At 64.3% G+C, this 20,725-nt stretch carries 14 protein-coding genes and 1 pseudogene; 9 read left to right on the top strand and 6 right to left on the bottom strand.

What is annotated here, in order from left to right; translation table 11 throughout:
- Nucleotides 1-46: 46 nt before the first annotated feature.
- From FJ970_RS30990 to FJ970_RS30980, 3 genes are all read right to left on the bottom strand, one after another.
- Nucleotides 47-835, bottom strand: a complete 789-nt coding sequence (locus tag FJ970_RS30990) for a TIGR02186 family protein (RefSeq protein ID WP_140757841.1) — start codon at nucleotides 833-835, stop codon at nucleotides 47-49.
- Nucleotides 835-1,758 carry a sulfite exporter TauE/SafE family protein gene (locus tag FJ970_RS30985; protein WP_140757840.1) on the bottom strand — a complete coding sequence of 308 codons (924 nt, stop codon included), beginning with the start codon at nucleotides 1,756-1,758 and terminating at the stop codon, nucleotides 835-837. The genes FJ970_RS30990 and FJ970_RS30985 overlap by 1 nt, the downstream gene beginning before the upstream one ends.
- Nucleotides 1,759-1,951: 193 nt before the next feature.
- The gene (locus FJ970_RS30980) at nucleotides 1,952-5,977 is read right to left on the bottom strand and encodes a peptidoglycan-binding protein (protein WP_140757839.1); all 4,026 of its coding nucleotides are present in this window, start codon (nucleotides 5,975-5,977) and stop codon (nucleotides 1,952-1,954) included.
- Nucleotides 5,978-6,432: 455 nt separating this feature from the next.
- Here FJ970_RS30980 and FJ970_RS30975 point away from each other — a divergent pair, with 455 nt between their 5' ends.
- From FJ970_RS30975 to FJ970_RS30950, 6 genes and pseudogenes are all read left to right on the top strand, one after another.
- Complete coding sequence (locus FJ970_RS30975; protein WP_140757838.1) at nucleotides 6,433-6,894, top strand: MerR family transcriptional regulator; 462 nt, start codon at nucleotides 6,433-6,435, stop codon at nucleotides 6,892-6,894.
- Between the two features lie 265 nt (nucleotides 6,895-7,159).
- Nucleotides 7,160-8,950: an acyl-CoA dehydrogenase gene (locus FJ970_RS30970; RefSeq protein ID WP_140757837.1), complete on the top strand. Its 1,791-nt coding sequence runs from the start codon at nucleotides 7,160-7,162 to the stop codon at nucleotides 8,948-8,950.
- Between the two features lie 46 nt (nucleotides 8,951-8,996).
- A complete protein-coding gene (locus tag FJ970_RS30965) occupies nucleotides 8,997-10,169 on the top strand; it encodes an acyl-CoA dehydrogenase family protein (protein ID WP_140757836.1) in 1,173 nt (390 codons plus the stop codon).
- 32 nt (nucleotides 10,170-10,201) lie between these two features.
- On the top strand, nucleotides 10,202-11,410 hold the full coding sequence (locus FJ970_RS30960) for an acetyl-CoA C-acetyltransferase (RefSeq protein WP_127870767.1): 1,209 nt from the start codon (nucleotides 10,202-10,204) through the stop codon (nucleotides 11,408-11,410).
- A gap of 13 nt (nucleotides 11,411-11,423) precedes the next feature.
- Entirely contained in the window at nucleotides 11,424-13,643 is a 2,220-nt protein-coding gene (locus FJ970_RS30955; RefSeq protein WP_140757835.1) for a 3-hydroxyacyl-CoA dehydrogenase NAD-binding domain-containing protein, read from the top strand.
- A gap of 9 nt (nucleotides 13,644-13,652) precedes the next feature.
- Nucleotides 13,653-14,195, top strand: a pseudogene (locus FJ970_RS30950) (thioesterase family protein).
- A 24-nt stretch (nucleotides 14,196-14,219) separates the two neighbouring features.
- Here FJ970_RS30950 and FJ970_RS30945 read toward each other — a convergent pair.
- The gene (locus FJ970_RS30945; RefSeq protein WP_140757834.1) at nucleotides 14,220-15,866 is read right to left on the bottom strand and encodes an ankyrin repeat domain-containing protein; all 1,647 of its coding nucleotides are present in this window, start codon (nucleotides 15,864-15,866) and stop codon (nucleotides 14,220-14,222) included.
- Nucleotides 15,867-16,146: 280 nt separating this feature from the next.
- Between FJ970_RS30945 and FJ970_RS30940 the strand changes: the two genes are divergently transcribed.
- Together FJ970_RS30940 and FJ970_RS30935 are read left to right on the top strand one after the other, a co-directional pair.
- Entirely contained in the window at nucleotides 16,147-16,782 is a 636-nt protein-coding gene (locus tag FJ970_RS30940) for a helix-turn-helix transcriptional regulator (RefSeq protein ID WP_023772997.1), read from the top strand.
- A gap of 9 nt (nucleotides 16,783-16,791) precedes the next feature.
- A complete protein-coding gene (locus tag FJ970_RS30935; RefSeq protein ID WP_415752022.1) occupies nucleotides 16,792-17,643 on the top strand; it encodes a thermonuclease family protein in 852 nt (283 codons plus the stop codon).
- Here the strand turns inward: FJ970_RS30935 and FJ970_RS30930 are convergent.
- A complete protein-coding gene (locus FJ970_RS30930; RefSeq protein ID WP_140757833.1) occupies nucleotides 17,609-19,255 on the bottom strand; it encodes a lysine--tRNA ligase in 1,647 nt (548 codons plus the stop codon). The genes FJ970_RS30935 and FJ970_RS30930 overlap by 35 nt on opposite strands.
- A gap of 157 nt (nucleotides 19,256-19,412) precedes the next feature.
- Here FJ970_RS30930 and FJ970_RS30925 point away from each other — a divergent pair, with 157 nt between their 5' ends.
- The gene (locus FJ970_RS30925) at nucleotides 19,413-19,826 is read left to right on the top strand and encodes a tellurite resistance TerB family protein (RefSeq protein WP_140757832.1); all 414 of its coding nucleotides are present in this window, start codon (nucleotides 19,413-19,415) and stop codon (nucleotides 19,824-19,826) included.
- A 43-nt stretch (nucleotides 19,827-19,869) separates the two neighbouring features.
- Here FJ970_RS30925 and FJ970_RS30920 read toward each other — a convergent pair whose 3' ends face one another.
- Nucleotides 19,870-20,721, bottom strand: coding sequence for a transporter substrate-binding domain-containing protein (locus FJ970_RS30920; RefSeq protein WP_140757831.1), 852 nt, complete (start codon nucleotides 20,719-20,721; stop codon nucleotides 19,870-19,872).
- Between the last annotated feature and the right edge of the window lie 4 nt (nucleotides 20,722-20,725).

The raw sequence follows: 20,725 nt of genomic DNA, 5'->3' as shown, positions 1-20,725 counted from the left end.
TTTATCGCATGGCCGGGAAAAGGGGAACCCCTCTTTTCCCGGAGCATCAATCTTTGCGGAACACCAGCCGGCCGAGCCAGCCCGTCACCATGGCCAGCGATATGGCGAACACGCCGTAGAGGAACGAATAGTCGTGGGCAACGCGGAAGATCGATTGTTCGAAGCCCGATTTGCGGATTTCGAGCTGCGCCGAACTCTCCTTGACGAACAGGCCGCTCTTGAACAGGAACGCGCGCGCCTTGTGCGTGCCGACCGGCACATTCGGCGCCAGCCTGACCGTGGCGCGAAACAGGTTCTGCGACAGGAATTGCACGCCGCCGACATTCTCGCTGTAGAGGCCGGTCGCCGTCTTGCGCTCGCGCAACGCCGCGGTGAATTCCTCGATCGTCGCGGGGCTGTCGCCGGCATCGGCGGGCTGCATGTAGAGGTTGGAGGCGCCGAGCGATAATTGCCTGTAGCTGTTGGGTTCGGTGATGTCCTGCAGAGGCCGCGTCGTCGCCACCGAGTAGGATACCGGCACGTTCTCGAAGGTCTCGGAGTCCAGATTGACCCAGACGCCGAGCACCCGGTCCTTGCGGCGCACCACCACCGGCTTGGGGGGCCCTTCGAGCACGACGATGACGTCGTAACGGCCCTGTCGTGCCACCAGGGGGTCGGGATTTTCCAGCGAACCGAAAATGGTCAGGTCGGCGCCGGAAAAGCCGGCGGTGATCGACACGGCGTCGGTGGAGAGACCGATCTGGATGCTTTCCGTCAGCGGCGTCTGCGCCTTCGCCGGCGCGGCGGCGGTCAGTGACAGGAGAGCGACGGCTGCGAACGCTTTCAGGCCTTTCATCAGTTGAGGCCCACGCCGGACAGCGAATAAAGGTTGGGCGGAGTGACGAACAGATCGGTGGCGAGCCGGATCGCCACCGCCAGCACCAGCAGCGCCAGCAGGGCTCTCAATTGCTCGCCGCGCAGCCGCTGCCCGGCCTTGGCGCCATATTGCGCCCCGGCTACGCCGCCTGCCATCAGAAGGAAGGCCAACATCACATCGACCGTCTGGTTGGTGGTGGCATGGACGAGCGTGGTAAAGGCCGAGGTGAAGATGATCTGGAACAGCGAGGTGCCGATGACGACATTTGTCGGCACCTTCAGCAGATAGATCAGTGCAGGGACCATGATGAAGCCGCCACCGACACCGGTGACTGACGACAAAAAGCCGATGCTCGCGCCAAGGCCAAGCACTGGAATGACACTGACGAACAGCTTCGAGGCCCTGAACCGCATCTTCAGCGGCAGGCGATGGATCCAATTGTGCTGGCCAGACTTCTTCAGCACCGGTGCGGCGCCGCTTCGCGTGGCGCGCAGCACGCTGACGCTCTCGATCAGCATGATCGTTCCAACGGTGCCGAGCAGGGCGACGTATGAGAGCGAGATGAACAGGTCGAGTTGGCCTAGCTTGCGCAGGAAGCCGAACACGAAGATGCCGGCAGTCGAGCCGACGATGCCGCCGGCCAGGAGTACGCCGCCGAGCTTGAAGTCGAGCGTGCCTCGCTTCATGTGCGAAAGGACGCCGGAGACGGAAGAAGCGATGACCTGGTTGGCGCCGGTGGCGACCGCGATCGCCGGGGGGATGTTGTAGAAGATCAGCAACGGCGTGATCAGGAAGCCGCCGCCCACCCCGAACATGCCCGACAGGAAACCCACCGCGGCGCCCATGGCCAGCAGCACGAAGACGTTTACGGAAATTTCCGCGATCGGGAGATAGATGCCCACCCGTCAGTCTCGATCAGTTTGCCTGTCGGCGAATAAAGCCGTTGCGGACAGTATCGCATCGAAAAGCCAATTTTCTCTTGCGCCGACGCGGCGGCGTGGTCAAACCCCGCCGCCGCGCCGAAACAAAAAGACAACTCAAGCAGTTAACAGGCAAATATATGGCAAGGGCGTCGTGGAAACGACGCTTCTGCCGTTATTTGCGCGCCAGCAATGCCTTGACCAGTTGCTCGTCGACCGCGCCGGTCGCCGGCAGCTTGTTGGCGGTCTGGAAAGCGATGATCGCGTTCTTGGTCTTGTCGCCCATCACGCCGTCGGCGCCGCCGGCGTCATAGCCGTTCTTGTTGAGGATGAGCTGGATGTTCTTGACCGCCTTCTTCATGTCGATGCCGGCGGTCGTCTGCGGCGTGCCTTCCTGCCAGGATTCGGGAATGTCCACCGAGTTGGCCGCCGCGTTGAGCGGCTTGGCCTTCCACAATTCAGTCGCGGCGCGCGCCCGCTCGAGCTGCTCGGGCCGCAGCGCATTGGCGATCTCGTCGCGCTTGGCCGCGGCGTCCTTGTCGCCGGTCTTGGCGACGAGTGCGAACCATTTGTAGGATTCTTCCAGGTTCTGCTTCATGCCGACGCCCTTGGCGGCGAGGATGCCGAGATTGAACTGGCTGTCCTTGACGCCGAGGTCGGCGGCCTCCTGGAACCAGTGCGCGGCCGATTCATTGTCGGTCACGCCGTCAGCGGCCATCGCGAACAGCACCGCCAGATTGTGCATGGCGCTGGCGTTGCCCTGCGCGGCGGCGAGTTGGTACCAGGTCTTCGACTTCTTGATGTCACGCGCGACGCCGATGCCCTTCTCGTAGAAATTGCCGATGCGGTATTCCGCCGGCGCGAAGCCGAGTTCCGCCGATTTCTCGTACCATTTGGCGGCCGCCGGCATGTCTTCCTTGACGCCGCGCGACTCGGCGTAGCGCGAGCCGACCTCGAACAATGCCTTGGCGTCGCCACCGGCGGCGGCGTCACGCAAGGCGGCAGGGCCGGCATCGGCCGGGATGTCGAACTTGGTCGCGGCTGTCGCCGCCGCCTTGTTCATGGGCGCAACGGCGCCAGTCGTGTCGTTGGCCGTTGCCGCCATTGGCGCGGCAGGGGCCGGATCCGTCACGGTGGGAGCAGCGGTCATCGTAGCAACAGGCTTGGCCGACGCCATGGTGTCGGGAGCGGCTGTGCTCGGGCCGGAAGCCAAGGCCGACGCGACCGGCGCCGGTGCGGGCCTGGCCGTGGACGCCGTATCCGGCATCGCATCCGTATCAGACGGCATGGCCATGACGGTCTGCGCCGCCATGTCGTCCTTGCTTGCCGGCGCGGATTGTTCGGCCTGCCTGACGGCACGGGCCGGCGCGCTGTCCGTCGCCGCCGGCTGGATTTCGGTTTTCGGCTGGCTTGCGGTATCGACAGAGGCCGTCTTTACCGGCTGCGAGGCGACGATCGGCGTCGCGTCGTTATTTGCCACCTGGGCGGGATCCGAAAGAAACGCCTTGCCGAGTTGCAGGCCGGCAAGCGCCAGCATGATCGCTGCCGCCGCCATCAGGATCGGCTTGCGCCGCGCCTTGAGGAGGTCGCCTATCCTGAGGGCCTTGACCGGGCCTTTCATGGTCGACTGGCGCTTCAGGGCGTCGGCCTCGGCCGCGGCCGCCTGCGCCGCGCGCCGGGCAGCGGCGATGAAATCCGATTTCGCCGCGTCGCTGTCGCCGGGCTTTGCCGGTTGTCCCCGCTCGTCGCGCACGCGCTTCATGATGGCGTTGAGGTCGGGCGCGCCGGAGCCGGGCTCCAGCGGTCGGTTGGCGACTTTCGGGTCGAGCGGCTCATCGAGATCGACACTCGGGGAATCGACGCTCGGTGCCGAGCCGGCCAGCGGCGGAACATCCGCCGCCTTCTTGCCCTTGAAGGCCCGCGCCAGCCCGCCGAACATCGACTTGCGGCCTGCCGGCTGGTCCTCTCCGGCGACGATGTCGGAACCGAGTGCGGCCATCGCGGCGGCGGCGGCGGCTTCCGCGGGCGAGCGCGCGCCCGGCCGGGCAGACAACCCCGTGTCAACGTGCAGCGCCGGCTCGCCTGATGAAACCGGCTCGGCGCGCAATATGGCCGTGGCACGCGCGTCGAGATCGGCCATGCCGGTCAGCGGCTGCGGCTCGTCCATGGTCATCGACGGTGCGTTCACGGCCATCTTGGGTCGCCGCGCGCCACGCCAGCCGCTCGGTTCGGTCGGAGCCACGTCGAGGAGTTCGCTCACCGCTTCGGACGGGTCGCTGGTTTCCAGCGAACCCAGCCTGTCGACGATCTTGAGCAGTGTATCGTGAATGGCTTCGAAGGTGCGCGAATTGCGCTCGTCGGAACGCCGCGTCAATGTCTCCAGCGTCTTCAGGTCCTGGGCGAGGCCAGATACCGCGGCCGTATTGGTGCTCGTTCCGGCCAGCGAGCGCACCGCGTTCTCAGCCGCTTCGCGTGCGGCGCCGAGGATGGAATCGCGGGTCCCGGCCAGTGCTTTCTCGATTTCGTCGAGGCGCGGGCTGATGTCCTCGAAGTCCGGCAATGGCGTGCTGGGCTTGGAAAGATGCGCCGACAGGCCGGCGACCTGCGCCTCCAGGCTGCGGATCAGCGCCGGATCGATGCCGGCGACTTGGGCCGCCGAAGCGTCCAGCCGGCTTGAAATATCCTCGAGCCGGCTTTCCAGCCCGCGGATCGCCGCCTCGCCGGCGGGATCGGGAGCGCGCGTTTCCATGCGCTTGGCCAGTGCGGTGAAGCGGGCATCGATGGCGTCCATGATGCCGGCGCTGTCGACCTGCGCCATGCTGCGCTGGTCCAGCCGGTCGGCAACCTCGTCCAGCCGGCGCTCGAGATCGCGAAACAGCATGTTGCCCTGTTCGATGGCGTCGCCCTGCCGACGCTCCATCATGCCCGACAGCACGTCGAAGCGCTGTTCAAGCCCGTGGAAGATGTAGTCGGCGTCAGGCATGGCCGGCGCCTGGTCGATCTTGTCGGCGATCAGCGCGATCTGTTTGGCGAGCCGTTCCATTGCCTGCTCGGGCAGGTTGGCGCGGCCGGCGAGGTCATCGACCCGGCTCGACAGCGTGTTCAGCCGGTCGATCACGACATTGCCGGGACGGTCCTGCGCCACTTCCTCGATCTGCTGGGCAAGCGAGTCGATCCGCTTCTCGATGCGCTCGAAGGCTTCATGGTCGATTGAATTCGCCTGTGCGGCGACTGTCGAGGCTACGATGGCGCGGGAAATCTCGTCCAGCCGCTCGTCGATCATGGCCAGCGTGGCGCCGCCGCGATTGTCCTGCTGGCTGGCGAAATGGTCGACCGCCCCGGCCAGTGTGCGGACCTTTTCCTCCAGCGAACGCAGCGACAGCGATTCCGGCAGGTTGTTGACGGCGTTGCTGATCTGCTCCAGCCGGTCGGTCAGGGCCGCAAGGGCTGGATCGTCGGAGCGCTTGCGCTGGTCGGCGTCGACGCGGTCTTCGAAAGCCGTCCAGCGGCGGTCGAAATCGTCCCAGCGGCGGTCGACCTTCTGCACGCTCTCCTCACGCGCCAGCGTGTCGAGCGCGGCCTTGACCTGCTCGAGTTCCAGTCGCAGCAGATTGACGCTCCTGTCGTCACTCTTCTCCGAGAGCGATTTGATGGCGCCGGAAAGCCGCTCGAATTCCAAGCCGAGTTCGGCGCTGCCCTTGCCTGTCGCGCCGGGCTTGGCATTCGCCTGGAAGGCGCGATCGATGTCCTTGCGCAGCGCGTCGAATTCGCGCTGCAGGCCCGAGGTCACCTGGTGGCGCAGTTCCTCGCGCATGCCGCGCAGCTCGCCCGCGATCTTGCCGACCATGGCGACGCTGTCTTCCTGGCCGCGCACACGGTCGATGTCGCGCGCGATCGCCTGATAATTCTGGTCGAAAGCAGGGGAGGGCGCCGGGTTGTGCGCACGCGGTGCCGGCTGCGGATCCTCATACCAGTGCTGCTGGGGCGTCGGCTGCGCGGCGGGATAACGCGGTTCGGCGGCGGGGTAACGCGGGTCGGCGCCATATTGGCGAGGAGCGGGGCGTGCCGTCGCGTCCTCGCGCGTCTGCCCCAGGCGCTGTTCCAGGGTCTCCAGCGAGCGGTTCAACTGCTCGAGCGTGGTCTGCGGCTTGCGCTGCCTGCCGGCATTGAGTGTATCGAGGTAGGACCGCTTGCTGTTCATCGGTGCGTCCGTCTTTCAGATTGGCCGGCTTGCGACCAGCTCCCCAAGTCCCTGCCGGAACGAGGCGACCGCGCTTCCATGCCACGGTGGAAGACTAGCTTCCCGGGTTTCACCCGCGCTCCGAAAAACCGTGAAAAATTCGATACAGGATAACCACGGGTAGCCGACATGCGCACATTTCGCCCAACGTGGTAAACAACGCGTTAACCAAGCTTAAGAAATTGCGAGGAAGTTGGCTGTCGCGACGTCCGGTGCGGCATAAAGCACCGTTTTCAGAACGCCCTTGCGTCATGAGGCGGCTATCGGTATAGAATTGACGTAAACGTAAATGGCGCGTCAACCGTGCTGTTTTGCGATTTGTTTGTCGAAACCACGGCCGGAAGCACGCCCCCGCTTCCAGTCAGGCGACGCCTGGTCCAGGACCGCGACGCCACCAAACGGGGAAGCCAGTGACCATGAAACTTATCTCGGCCGGCGAGACCGCGGCCAATACCAATAATGCATCTGTCGAAGCCGGCGAGGATCTCTCGCGAATCGGCGAAATGGCCAAAAAGTACGGCGTGACGCTGCGCACGCTGCGCTTCTATGAAGACAAGGGCCTGCTCAACCCGCAGCGCGACGGTTCGACCCGTCTCTATACGCGCCGCGACAAGGCTAGGCTGAAGCTGATCCTGCTCGGCCGCAAGGTTGGGTTCTCGCTGCGCGACGTCAAGCAGATGATGGACCTCTACGATCCGACCGGTTCCAACACCAAGCAGTTGCGGCTGGCGCTGGACAAGTCGGAGAAGCAGCTCGCTCGCCTGCAGAAGCAGCGGACACTGATCGACGACGCCATCAATGAGCTCAGCGGCTCGATGTCGGCGGTGCGCAAGATGTTGGCCGAGCGTACGGCGCCGCAGGCTAGCGTCGCGAGCTAAGCCACTCTCCGACACTGTCGGACCCTTCACTATCAAAGCCGCGTGGCCATGCCGCGCGGCTTTTTGCTATCTTTGGCCTGCTGTTTCCAGCTGCCTCGCGCAATGCCGCAACGCCAGGCGCCGCGCGCGTGGCGGCGGAAATCTTGTCGCATCAAAAATATTGACGTTTACGCAAACGTCAATATTTGCTATTGCCACTTCGACATTGGCCCGCCTGCCGCGCACGGCTTGATTTCGGGGCTAATCCGCATGGTGGAGGAAAAGCATGCCGATCTACAGGGCCCCGGTCCAGGACACGCTGTTCGTGCTCAACGAAGTTCTGGGCTATCAGCGCTATTCGAACCTTCCTGGATTCGCCGACGCGACGCCCGACGTGCTGGAGGCAATTCTCGCCGAAGGGGCCAAGCTCGCCGAGAACATCATGCATCCGCTCAACCGTGTCGGCGACATGGAAGGCTGCGTGCGCCACGACGACGGCTCGGTGACCACGCCCAAGGGCTTCAAGGAAGCGTTCGATCAGTATCGCGAAGGCGGCTGGATGGGCCTTGCGGCTCCCGTCGAGTTCGGCGGCCAAGGCCTGCCTTACACCGTCCACCAGGCAGTGTCGGAATACATGGTGTCGGCCAACATGGCGCTGATGATGTATCCGGGCCTGACGCAAGGGGCGATTGCCGCCATCATCACCCACGGCACCGACGAGCAGAAGGTGACCTGGCTGCCCAGGATGGTCGAGGGCACTTGGACCGGCACCATGAACCTGACCGAGCCGCATTGCGGCACCGATCTCGGCCTGCTGCGCACCAAGGCGGTGCCGAACGGCGATGGCACCTACAAGATTTCAGGCCAGAAGATTTTCATCTCGGCCGGTGAGCATGACATGTCGGACAACATCGTCCATCTGGTGCTGGCCCGTATCGAAGGCGCACCGGAAGGCGTCAAGGGCATCTCGCTGTTCATCGTGCCGAAGCTCAAGCTCGACGCGTCGGGCAATCCAGAGACGAGCAACACCGTTTCCTGCGGTTCCATCGAGGAGAAGATGGGCATCCACGGCAACTCGACCTGCGTCATGAATTATGACGAGGCCGAAGGCACGCTGCTGGGTGAGGCCAATGGCGGCCTGAAGGCCATGTTCACGATGATGAACGAGGCGCGGCTTGGCGTCGGCCTGCAGGGCCTGTCGCTGTCGGAGATCGCCTACCAGAACGCCGTCGCCTACGCCAAGGACCGCTTGCAGGGCCGTTCGCTGTCGGGTCCGAAGGCACCGGATAAGAAGGCCGATCCGATCATCGTCCATCCCGACATCCGCCGCTCGCTGATGACCATGAAGGCTTTCAACGAGGCCGGCCGCGCGCTGGCGCTGTGGACGGCGATCAAGTCCGACATCGCGCACCGCTCCGCCGACGATAAGGACCGCCAGGCGGCCGACGATTACACCGGCCTGATGACGCCGGTGGTCAAGGGTGTGCTCACCGACAAGGGCTTCGACCACGCCGTGATGGCGCAGCAGGTCTTCGGCGGCCACGGCTACATCGAAGAGCACGGCATGAGCCAGTTCGTGCGCGATGCCCGCATCGCCATGATCTATGAAGGCGCCAACGGCATCCAGGCGCTCGACCTCGTCGGCCGCAAGCTCGGCTTGAACGGCGGCCGCGCCATACAGGCCTTCTTCAAGGAGGTCGGCGAATTCTGCGAGGAGAACCGGGCCGACGAGAAGATGGTGCCCTTCACCAAGGGTCTGAAGAAGGGCCTCAACGATTTGCAGGCGGCGACCATGTGGCTGCTGCAGAACGGCATGGCGAAGCCCGACAATGCAGGTGCGGCCTCGACCGACTATATGCATCTCTTCGGCCTCGTGGCGCTGGGTTACATGTGGGCCCAGATGGCCAAGGCGGCACAGGGCAAGGCGGGTGCCAACGGCTCCCAGCCTTTCTATGACAACAAGGTCGTGACGGCGCGCTTCTTCATGGAACGGATCATGCCGGAAACCTCGGCGCACCTCGCCCGTATTTCGAGTGGCGCCGATACGCTGATGGCCCTGCCGGCGGAAGCGTTCTAAACTCGGTCTCGCTGGCCTTTCTGTCTGTCGATACGCGGAGGAAATCGTGGCGACAAATCCCGCCGAAGTGCTCTCCTTGCCGAAACCAGCCTGGGCGGCCGACGAGGTCGGCATGCTCTACGACATGGCTACCCGTTTCATGTCGGAGGAGATCGCGCCGCGTTACGACGAGTTCGAGAAGAACGAGATGGTCGACCGCGAAAGCTGGCTGAAGGCAGGTTCCGCCGGCCTGCTCTGCGCGTCCATGCCGGAGGAATATGGCGGCTCGGGCGGCACGTTCGCGCATGAGAGCGCCATCATCGAGGCGATCGGCCATGTCGGCGTCGACGGTTTCGGCATCGGCCTGCACAATTCGATCGTAGCACCCTACATCCTCCATTACGGCTCGGAAGAGCAGAAGAAGAAATGGCTGCCCAGGCTAGCCACCGGCGAACTGATTGGCGCCATCGCCATGACGGAGCCCGGCGCCGGTTCCGACCTGCAGGGTGTCAAGACCCGTGCAGAGAAGGACGGCAACCAGTACAAGATCAACGGCTCCAAGACCTTCATCACCAACGGCCAGCTCGCCAACTTCATCATCATCGTCACCAAGACCGATCCGGAGAAGGGCGCCAAGGGGACATCGCTGATGATCGTCGAGACCGATGAGGTCGAAGGCTTCCAGCGCGGCCGCAACCTCGACAAGATCGGGCTGAAGGCCAACGACACGTCGGAGCTGTTCTTCAACGACGTGCGTGTGCCGACCTCCAACCTGCTCGGCCATGAAGAGGGACAGGGCTTCGTCCAGCTCATGCAGCAATTGCCGCAGGAGCGGCTGCAGATCGGCACCGGGGCGATCGCCATGATCGAGCGGGCGCTGGCACTGACCATCGACTACGTCAAGGAGCGCAAGGCCTTCGGCAAGGCGATCATCGACTTCCAGAACACCCAGTTCAAACTGGCCGAATTGAAGACCGAGGCCACCATCGGCCGCGTCTTCTACAATGACTGCGTCACCCGTCACATCGATGGCGGGCTGGACCCGGTAACGGCCTCGATGGCCAAGTACTGGCTCTCCGACCTGCAGGGCAAAGTCGTCGACGAATGCCTTCAATTGCACGGCGGCTATGGCTACATGAATGAATATCCGATCGCCCGCATGTTCCGTGACGCTCGCGTCCAGCGCATCTACGGCGGCACCAACGAGATCATGAAATTGCTGATCGGACGCTCGCTCTGAGCAGCTTTTCAGCGAACCCAAGGAGCATGAAAATGGCCGAAGCTTATGTCTATGACGCCGTGCGCACGCCGCGCGGCAAGGGCAAGAAGGACGGATCGCTGCACGAGGTGCCGGCGGTGCGGCTCGCCGCCAGGACGCTGGAAGCCCTGCGCGACCGCAATGGGCTGGACACCGGCACGGTCGACGACATCATCTTCGGCTGCGTCGACCCGGTCGGCGAGGCGGGTTCCGTCATTCCGCGTGCCGCCGCCTTCGAGGCCGGCTACGATACCAAGGCACCCGGCATGCAGATCTCGCGCTTCTGCGCCTCCGGCTTGGACGCCATCAATTTCGGCGCCGCCAAGATCGCCCAGGGCGCCGATGAAATCGTCATCGCCGGCGGCGTCGAATCGATGTCGCGCGTCGGCATGGGCATGTCCGGCGGCGCCTGGTTCATGGATCCTTCGGTCGGCCTGCCCGGCTGGTTCGTGCCGCAAGGCATTTCGGCCGACCTGATCGCCACCAAATACGGCTTTTCGCGCGACGACGTCGACGCCTACGCGGTCGAGAGCCAGAAGCGCGCCGCAAAATCCTGGGCCGATGGCCGCTTCAAGAACTCGGTCATCCCGATCAAGGACCAGAATGGTCTGACCATTCTCGACCATGACGAGCATATGCGGCCGTCGACCGACATGCAGTCGCTCGCCTCGCTCAATCCGTCCTTTGTCATGCCCGGCGAAATGGGCGGCTTCGATGCGGTGGCGGTGCAGAAGCATCCCGAGGTCGAGGAGGTCAACCACGTCCACCACGCCGGCAACTCGTCCGGCATCGTCGATGGCGCGGCGGCCGTGCTGCTCGGCTCGAAGAAGGCTGGCAAGGCGATGGGTCTCAAGCCGCGCGCGCGCATCCGCACCTTCGCCAACATCGGCTCCGAGCCGGTGCTGATGTTGACTGGCCCGGTCGACGTCACCGAAAAGCTGTTGAAGCGAGCCAAGATGAAGCTGTCGGACATCGACCTGTTCGAGCTCAACGAGGCCTTCGCCTCGGTCGTGCTGCGCTACATGCAGGCTTTCGAGATCCCGCACGACAAGATCAACGTCAATGGCGGCGCCATCGCCATGGGCCATCCGCTCGGGGCCACCGGCGCGATGATCTTCGGCACGGTGCTGGACGAACTCGAGCGCCGCGACTTGAACACCGCGCTGGTGACACTGTGCATCGGCGCCGGCATGGGTACCGCAACCATCATCGAACGCGTCTAACGGGGAGAGAACGATGAGCTACGCCAATTTCACCCTCGACATCGACGCCGACGGCATCGCGCTGGTCACCTGGAACAGCCCGGACCGCTCGATGAACGTCTTCACCGAAGAGGTGATGCGCGAGTTGAACGCCATCGTGGACCAGGTGGCCGGCGATGCCGCCATCAAGGGCGCGGTGATCACCTCCGGCAAGGACACCTTCTCCGGTGGCGCCGACATCACCTTGCTGCAGAAGATGCTGACCACCTTCGCCACTGACAAGGTCAAGGATGTCGAAAAGGCGACCAAGGCGCTGTTCGACAATGCCGGCATCATGAACGGCCTGTTCCGCAAGCTGGAAACCTGCGGCAAACCATGGGTCTCGGCGATCAACGGCACCTGCATGGGCGGCGCCTTCGAAATGTCGCTCGCCTGCCATGGCCGCGTCGCGGCCGACTCCGACAAGGTCAGGATGGCGCTCCCCGAGGTCAAGATCGGCATCTTCCCCGGTGCCGGCGGCACCCAGCGCGTGCCGCGGCTGACCGACCAGCAACAGGCGTTGCAGATGCTGACCTCCGGCCAGACCCTGTCGCCGCAGAAGGCGAAGGCGATGGGCCTGATCCACGAGATCGCCGAACCGGCGAAGCTGGTTGAGACTGCGAAGGCGATGATCAGGAACGGCCTCAAGCCGGTGGCGCCTTGGGACGAGAAGGGTTTCAAGCTGCCCGGCGGGCCGATCTATTCGGCGGCAGGTGCCAATTTGTGGCCGCCGGCCATCGCCATTCTGCGCCGCGAGACCTACGGCAATTACCCGGCCGCCGTCGCGATCCTGAAATGCGTCTATGAGGGGCTGCTGGTGCCCTTCGACACCGCGCTCAGGATCGAGCAGCGCTATTTCACCGAGATCATGCGGAGCAAGGAAGCGGCGGCTATGATCCGCTCGCTATTCGTGTCGCTGCAGGAGCTGAACAAGGGCGCGCGCCGCCCGGCCGGCGTGCCGGACACCAAGTTCAAGAAGATCGGCATCCTCGGCGCCGGCTTCATGGGCGCCGGCATCGCCTATGTCACCGCCAAGGCCGGCATTCCGGTGGTGCTGCTCGACCGGGATATGGAGGCGGCCGCAAAGGGCAAGGCGCACTCCGACAGCCTGGTCTCGGATCAGGTCAAGAAGGGCCGCGCCAAGCCCGAGGAGAAGGACAAGCTCCTCTCGCTGATCACGCCGACGGCAGACTATGCCGACCTCGCCGGCTGCGATCTCGTCGTCGAAGCGGTGTTCGAGGATTCCGCCGTCAAGAAGAACGCCACCGAACAGGCGGAAGCCGTGCTGAAGTCGTCGGCGATCTTCGCCTCGAACACCTCGACCATCCCGATCACCGGTCTGGCCAAGAATTCGGCGCGGCCGAAGAATTTCATCGGCATCCACTTCTTCTCGCCGGTCGACAAGATGATGCTGGTCGAGATCATCTTGGGCAAGAAGACCGGCGACAAGGCGCTGGCCACCGCGATCGACTTCGTGCGCGCCATCAAGAAGACGCCGATCGTCGTCAACGACACGCGCGGCTTCTACGTCAACCGCTGCGTGCTGCGTTACATGTCGGAAGCCTACAAGATGCTGATCGAAGGTGTGCCCGCTCCAATGATCGAGAATGCGGCGAAGGCCGCCGGCATGCCGGTCGGTCCCTTGGCTCTGACCGACGAGACGGCCATCGACCTTGCCCAGAAGATCATGAAGCAGACCATCAAGGATCTTGGTCACAAGGCCGTCGACCCCAGACAGATGGCGCTGATCAACATCATGGTCGACGACCACGGCCGCTTCGGCCGCAAGAATGGCAAGGGTTTTTACGACTATCCGGCCAAGCCCGCGAAGAAGAAGCTGTGGCCGGGGTTGAAGGACCTCTATCCGCAGCTCGCGGCCGAGAAGGTCGACTATGAGGAGTTGCAGCAGCGCCTGCTGGTCACCATCGCGCTCGAAGCAGCACGCGTGATGGAAGAGGGTATCGTCACCGATCCACGCGAGGCCGATGTCGGCTCGATCCTGGCCTTCGGCTTCGCGCCCTACACCGGTGGCGCGCTGTCCTACATCGACGGGATCGGCGCCAAGCAATTCGTCAAGATCGCCAAGGGCCTGCAGAAGAAGTATGGCGCCGAGTTCAAGGCGCCCAAGCTGCTTATCGACATGGCCGAGAAAGGTGAGACCTTCTACGAACGCTTCGACCCCTATGCCAAGGGCGACGTGAAGCAGGCAGCCTGACATAGCGTCATGTATGTCTGGGCGCGCATGGCGCGCATGCTGGCCACGGCGCGCAGCCGTGGTCCCTATATGATGGGCGGCGAAGGCCGGCTGGCCTTTCGCTGCCTGCCGACCGATATCGATTTCAACGTCCATCTCAACAATGCGCGCTACATGATGCTGGCCGACCTTGGCCGCATCGACCTGTTTGTCCGCGCTGGTCTCATCACGCTGGCTAAGAAGAATGGCTGGGCGCCGATGATGGGCGGGCTGCAGGCCGTCTACGCCCGTGAGATCCGGCTGTGGCGGCGCTTCGAAGTGGTGTCCTCGATCGAGACCTAGGAAGGCACTCAGGTCATCGGCAAACACCGTTTCGTCCTCGACAATGGCGAGACGGCCGCCGTGATCATGACGACGGCCGGTGTCTACGACCGCAAGGCGCGCCGCTTCCTCGACATTGACGAGGTAGTCGCCGCGCTTGGCCGCGCGGTGAACCCAGGGCCACCGACCGAGGCGGAACGCATTTTCATGACCTCGCATCGGGGTTTGCGCGCCTTGGCCAAACGGACCTGATCGCGCTCCGAAGCCCGGTATTCGTCACGCCGCCGCACCGAGCAGGAAATCTGTCACCTCGTCCGAAAAGACCATCGTACGATCCTCGAAGATGACATTCCGCGAGCCATTCGGGTCCGACCGTCCGCTCGGCATCCCATGCGCAACGAGCGCCTCGGCGCAACCAAGCCAGTCGCCGTTCGCCTCCGGTTCATTGACCGAACCCCATCCGAGCGTTCCGCGCACGTCGCCGCCGAAACCATGCTGTTCTTTCCAGTTGGCGCCGTGTTCGAGCAGGAAGCGGGTGAGATCGGCGTGACCGCGAAACACCGCGTGGTTCAGCGCGGAGGCATCCCAATCGCCGCCGCGCACGGCGATCGGCCAACCCAGATCGATCATGGCTCTCACCGCCTCGGTGCAGCCTTGCGCGGCAAGCTCCGGCAGAAGGCGCAACTGCGTGTCCGACAGCGAGTGGGGCAAGTCCGGGTGCCGGGCCTTTATCCGCCGAGCCGTCGCCTCGTCGCCCGCGGCACACGCGGCGATGAACTGCTCGTCATCGGGAAGCGGTCCATTGTCTGCCCATCGCCGCAGCAGCGCGGCGACATCGGTCAGCCCAAAGCGCAGGGCGACCAGATGGGCACTCGCCCCGTCGGGCGTGCGAACCGAGGCATCGGCTCCGGCGGCAAGCAGCGCTTCGATATGGGCGGCGGAGCGCCGCCGCCGGATCGCCCACAAAAGCGGCCTGCCCCAATCGGAAGTCGGCTGGCTTGTGGCGCCTTCGTTCGGATTGGCATCGGCTGCCGCGAGCAGGAGGCGCAGCGCCTCGATGCTGTCGAGGTCAAGAACGCGATAGAGCGCATTGGAGCCGGTGACTCGCGCGCCCGCGGCAAGCAGCAGCCGGGTGCAGTCCGGATTTTCGAGCGAGTGATAAAGCGACTCGCCGTCGTTCGGATTGGCACCGGCGTCGAGCAGCAGCTTTGTCAGCACGGGATCGTGGTTCTGACCGGCAGCGCCGTAGAGCGCGGACAGCGGGAACTGTTCCGAGGGCTTTTCCACGGACGCCGGCGGCCAACGGCTGCCGACGGCTTGGTCTGGGTCGGCACCTGCTTCGAGCAACAGTTCGGCACAGGTATGAAGCGGTTCGCGAAAGCGTGGCAGCCGGAGAAGACTGGAATGCGCCACCGCCACCAGCGGCGGCAGGTTGAGCGGACCGCCCGGGCGATTGATCCATCCTGGGTCCCGCTCCGTCAAACCGTGCAGGATGGCTTCATCGCCAACAGCGCAGGCGAGATAAGGATCCTCTGCAACGAGATCCGGATGCTCCTCGACCATCCGCGCGGCGGCGGCCGGGCTTGCCCGGTTCGTACCGCCGCTGATGTCGCCGGCATAGACGAGGCCCGCCCAATTGCGGATCGAGTCGGCGCGGTCGGTTCGGTAAACGCGCTGCGCCGCGACGAAGCTGCTCATGTCCGACCAGGACGGGAACCCATAGTCCCGCGCAAGACAGGACTGGGCATCATGAAGACGCAAGGCGAGGCTCTTGATCGCCTGGTCGGACTTGCCCATGGCTGCCGGCAGGGCATTTCGAAGGCGCTCGAGCGCATCCGGATCGCCGCGTTTGTAGTCCGCGAGCAATTCCTTTGCTTGCTTCTTCAACAGATCGAGATTGGGCAGGTTGGGGAGCTGTTTCATAAAAACCTCCGTGCGTGAAGTGCCGAAGGTCCGCAAATCGGCAGCACAAAGGTTTGGCTACAAGCTCATCAAGGCAAGTGGGTTCAACCCTTCCCGCGGACCCGGATGCGGCTTGCACCGCAGGCTGAACATAGGGCCATCCTCCCGCGGCGGTCAATAAGGATACGGCCTTTGTCGCGAGCGGCCGCTGCCGGCGATCCGTCATCGAAACGGTGGACAACCAACTGGTCGCGGGTTAGACAGGCAAGGCATTTTTTCCTGTCCCGAAGGAGCGCGCAAAATGCTCTCGCACGACCGCGTGTGGGCCGCCATAGACGCTCTGGCCGAGCGCTATTCGCTTTCGGCCTCGGGTCTGGCGAGGCGCGCGGGTCTCGATTCGACCGCCTTCAACAAATCGAAACGCCTCTCGTCCGACGGCCGGCCGCGCTGGCCGTCGACCGAATCGCTGGCCAAGATCATCGAGGCCACCGGCGCTTCGCTGGACGAATTCACGGGACTGATCGAAGGCCGGGGCGCATCGCCCGCCAGCCGGCGCGCCGTGCCGTTGCTCGGCTTTGCCCAGGCGGGCGCCGGCGGCTTCTTCGACGATGCCGGTTTTCCGGCGGGGCAGGGCTGGGATCTCGTCGAATTGCCGGCGCAGTCGACCGAAAGTTCCTATGCACTGCAGGTGCAGGGCGATTCCATGCTGCCGCTCTACCGCAACGGCGATGTGCTCATCGTCGAGCCGGGCGCCGCCACCCGCAAAGGTGATCGCGTCGTCGTCAAGACCACATCAGGCGAGGTGATGGCCAAGGTGCTCGAGCGCCAGACCGTCAAGTCGATCGCGCTGGTCTCGCTCAATCCGGAGCATCCGGACCGCGACATCCCCATGCGCGAGGTCGAATGGGTGGCGCGGATCGTCTGGGCAAGCCAATAGGTGCAACGGGTGCGACTTCCTCATCTGGTCCTGGCGGTTCTGATGGTTCCGGTGATGGCGGCGCTGGTCGTTGCCGGAGGACGCACGCTGAAAGGCAGCGCAAGCACTGTGGCGGTGGATCAGATCGATCCCGGCGCCGATACGATCCCGCAGGCTGACACCGGGACGGTGCCCGAAGAACCTGCAACCTCCGCCATACCTGCTCCCCAGCCGCCAAAGCCTGCGGCGCATTCGAGGGCGATCGATCCGCAGGTCGTCGCGCCGCCGAAACTGCCCGCCGGAGAGCTCGAGAGGGTCGAGCCCCGCGAGCCGTTGAGCAAGCTGGCGCTGGCCGTGCCGCCCAAGCCGAAGATGCCCGACGACTGGAACGGCACGAAGCTGTTCCAGCCGGTCGCGCCGGCTGCCGGCCTGATCGAGGCGAAAGGCTATTCGGTCGCCGTTTCCGGCATCGATGTCGTCGGGCAGGACGAGACCTGCACCACCGACGGCAAATCCTGGCCGTGCGGCATCCGTGCTCGCACGGCTTTCCGCGCCTTCCTGCGCGGCCGCGCCGTGGCCTGCACGGTGCCGCCGGAAGCTGGTCGCGACCGGATCGCGGCGGAGTGCCGGATCGGCAAGCTGGATGTCGGTCAATGGCTGGTCGAAAACGGCTGGGCGCGCGCCGCCAAGGGCGGGCCCTATGTCGAGGCCGGCAACAAGGCGCAGAGCGCGAAGAAAGGCATTTTCGGACCGGCGCCGAACCTTGCCGGTATCTCGGCGGTGCCGGCCGCGCCCGCCCCGGCGCCTCAGGCGCCGGGTTCGATCCTGGAAGAGGACGGCGGCGTCCTCAAGCCAGCTGACCAGCCAACGCCTTCTGAATGAGCGAGCGGGTTTCGGCGACGCCGTAGAGGGCGGCGAAGGATCCGAAGCGTGGGCCGCGTTCCTGACCGATCAGCACTTGATAGATCATCTGGAAGAAGGCGCCTGAAACGCCGGGGCCACCTTCCGGACTCTGCTTGGAATGATCCTGATAGCGTTCGATCTTGCGCGCCACGTTGAGCGAAGCGCTTTGGATCGCCTCGCCGCTGGCGCCCGCTGGCAAGTCGCCAAGTGCCTTGTCGAGAGCCACCAGTGCTTCGCGCTCGACCTCGTCGGCCGGTCGAAAGGTCTTCGTCGGCTTCACGAAATCGTCGAAATAGCGGATCGCATAGGCCGTCAGCCGGTCGAGCTCGGGATGGGTGGCCGGCGTCACGCCCTGCACATGGCGCGAGATGAAGCCCCACAGCACGTCCTTGTTTTGCGCATTGGAGGCACTGACCAGGTTGAGCAGCAGCGAGAACGGCACCGGCATGTCGATGGCGGGCGGATTGCCGTCATGCATATGCCAGACCGGGTTGCCCAGCCGCTCCTTCCAGTCCTGACGGGGATAGGCGGCGAGGAAGGTGTAATATTCGTCCACCGCCCGCGGTATGACGTCGAAATACAGTTTCTTGGCCTGCCGCGGCCGCTGGTACATGTAGAGCCCTAGGCTCTCGGTCGGTGCATAGGCCAGCCATTCGTCGATGGTCAGGCCATTGCCCTTCGACTTGGAAATCTTCTGGCCGTTCTCGTCGAGGAACAGCTCGTAGACGAAATGGTCCGGCGCCCGCCCGCCCAGGATGTTGCAGATGCGGTCATAGACCACCGCATTGGTCTGGTGGTCCTTGCCGAACATCTCGAAGTCGACGCCGAGCGCCGCCCAGCGCATGCCGAAATCCGGCTTCCACTGCAGCTTCACCCGGCCACCGGTGACCGGCAGCGTGGTTTCGGTGCCTTCATCGTCGAAGGTGATGGTGCCGGCCTTGGCGTCCACATTTTTCATGGGAACGTAAAGCACGCGCCCGCTCTTCGGCGAGATAGGCAGGAAGGGGCTGTAGGTCGCCTGCCGCTCAGGTCCGAGCGTCGGCAGCATGACCGCCATGATCTGGTCGTAGCGTTCGGCGGTGCGCAACAGCATCGCATCGAAGCGGCCGGCCTTGTAGTACTGCGTCGCGCTGGCGAACTCGTAGTCGAAGCCGAACGTGTCGAGGAAGCGGCAGAGCATCGCATTGTTGTGGTCGGCGAAGCTCGCATAGTCGCCGCCGAAGGGGTTGGGCACCGACGACAGCGGCTTGTGCAGATACGGCTCGAGCGCTGCGCGATCCGGCACGCTGTCGGGTATCTTGCGCATGCCGTCCATGTCGTCGGAAAAGCACAGCAGCTTGGTCGCGACCTTGTCCCGCGTCAGCACGCGGAACGCATGGCGCACCATCGAGGTGCGCGCCACTTCGCCGAACGTGCCGATATGCGGCAGGCCCGACGGTCCATAGCCGGTTTCGAACAGGATCGTTTTGGGAAAGTCGGCGCCCTTGTAGCGCTCGATGATCTTTTTGGCTTCCTCGAACGGCCATGCCTTGCTCTCGGCCGCAGCCGTCAGCAGTTCGGGATTGAGATCGATGATGTTTGATCCCGCCATGGTCCTGTTTTCCAAAATTATTCGCCGTTCTGGCTGCAAGTGTCGATTTTCAACCGGTCTCTAGGCGCGCATGGCCGGAGCGTCAACGCGTGGGGCGCTTTTTCCTTGCGGCCTCGGGCTCCCCTTCCTACCTTCGGCGCCCGTCAAGGAGTAAAGAATGCCGTCGCCGACCCCACATGAAGCCCTGATCTATCTGATGGTCATCACATCGGCCTCAGACCGGGACATGACCGACATCGAACTGGCCAGGATCGGCGAGGTCGTCCGCTCGTGGCCGGTGTTCGAGGATTTCAGGCAGGACCGGCTGGTTTCCGTGGCCCAGGCCTGCCAAAAGATGCTGCAGGAAGAGGGTGGGCTGGAGGGGGTCCTGACCCAGGTTGCGGAGGGGCTGCCGGAGCGGCTGCACGACACCGCCTACGCCGCCGCCTTCGAGGTCGCCGCCGTCGATCTGGAGATGCGGATGGAAGAGGTGCGCGTGCTGCAACTGATCCGCCGTCAGCTCGATCTCGACACGTTGACCGTGGCGGCCATCGGCCGTGCGGCCAAGGCAAGGCTTCGCACGCTCACCTGAAGAGAGCGTTACGCCGACTCAGAAAAAACTGACCGGGACCGGATCAGAAAAAACTGACCGGGAAATAGCGCAGGTAGAATTCGGCGAAAGTGCCTTTCATCGAAATCTCCTGCAATGCGTAGTCGAGTGCTGCGGCCAGCGCCGGATTGTCGGCGCGCGTGGCGATTGCCATGCCGGTGCCCAGATATTCGGGCGCCAGGTAGGGGCCGCCGGCAAAGCGGCAGCAGCCGGCCGCATCGGAGCCGCCGAGCCAGAAGGCGAAGCGCATGCCGTCGCCGAAGGCCGCGTCGATCTTGCCAGCCTTGAGGTCGCCGTAGAGCGCTTCCGGCCCGTCGAAGGGGACGACCTGGACCGTGCTGAAATAGTCGCGCAGCATGCGTTCATGCGCTGAGCCTGATATCACGCCGACGCGCTTACTGCGCAATTTGTCGAAGATCGGTTCCGCCAGCGCCTTGTTCTTGGGCATGATGAAGCGTGCCGGAAACTGCAGGTAGGCGCGCGAGAAGGCGTATGTCTGGCGTGACTGCGGCGTTGCGGCAATGCCGGCGATGATCGCTTCGCCTTCGCCTTTCTCGAGCGCGCCTTGAAGCTCCGCCCACGGCAAGGCTTGGATCTGGCATTTGTCGACGATGCCGAGTTCCGCGCAGATGGCGCGCGCCATGTCGATATGGAAACCGGACAGCTTTCCCGCACCGTCGAGGAAATTGAAGGGCGGAAAATCCGTGGTCGTCAGGAACCGCAGCCGCGGCAGTGCCGAAAGGTCCGGCTTGGGCAGCCGCTCCTTGGCGTCCCATAGCACCGGTACCTGCGGCTCCGCCGCGCGCGCTCCGGGAACCCAAGCCAGGGCCGCGATGAGCGCCCCTGCCAGGACCTGGAACCTCCATTGGAACGCCAAGATA

Origin of the sequence: Mesorhizobium sp. B2-1-8, assembly GCF_006442545.2 — a bacterium.
Classification (GTDB): Bacteria; Pseudomonadota; Alphaproteobacteria; order Rhizobiales; family Rhizobiaceae; genus Mesorhizobium.
Note: the sequence above shows the minus strand (reverse complement) of the source record. Positions and strands in the feature narration are given on the sequence as shown.

Bases quoted from the DNA above. Each gene is read 5' to 3' on its own strand.
- FJ970_RS30970 (WP_140757837.1), top strand. From the start codon at position 7,160: ATGCCGATCTACAGGGCCCCGGTCCAGGACACGCTGTTCGTGCTCAAC.
- FJ970_RS30955 (WP_140757835.1), top strand. From the start codon at position 11,424: ATGAGCTACGCCAATTTCACCCTCGACATCGACGCCGACGGCATCGCG.
- FJ970_RS30980 (WP_140757839.1), bottom strand. From the start codon at position 5,977: ATGAACAGCAAGCGGTCCTACCTCGATACACTCAATGCCGGCAGGCAG.
- FJ970_RS30945 (WP_140757834.1), bottom strand. From the start codon at position 15,866: ATGAAACAGCTCCCCAACCTGCCCAATCTCGATCTGTTGAAGAAGCAA.
- FJ970_RS30975 (WP_140757838.1), top strand. From the start codon at position 6,433: ATGAAACTTATCTCGGCCGGCGAGACCGCGGCCAATACCAATAATGCA.
- FJ970_RS30930 (WP_140757833.1), bottom strand. From the start codon at position 19,255: ATGGCGGGATCAAACATCATCGATCTCAATCCCGAACTGCTGACGGCT.
- FJ970_RS30990 (WP_140757841.1), bottom strand. From the start codon at position 835: ATGAAAGGCCTGAAAGCGTTCGCAGCCGTCGCTCTCCTGTCACTGACC.
- FJ970_RS30960 (WP_127870767.1), top strand. From the start codon at position 10,202: ATGGCCGAAGCTTATGTCTATGACGCCGTGCGCACGCCGCGCGGCAAG.
- FJ970_RS30925 (WP_140757832.1), top strand. From the start codon at position 19,413: ATGCCGTCGCCGACCCCACATGAAGCCCTGATCTATCTGATGGTCATC.
- FJ970_RS30940 (WP_023772997.1), top strand. From the start codon at position 16,147: ATGCTCTCGCACGACCGCGTGTGGGCCGCCATAGACGCTCTGGCCGAG.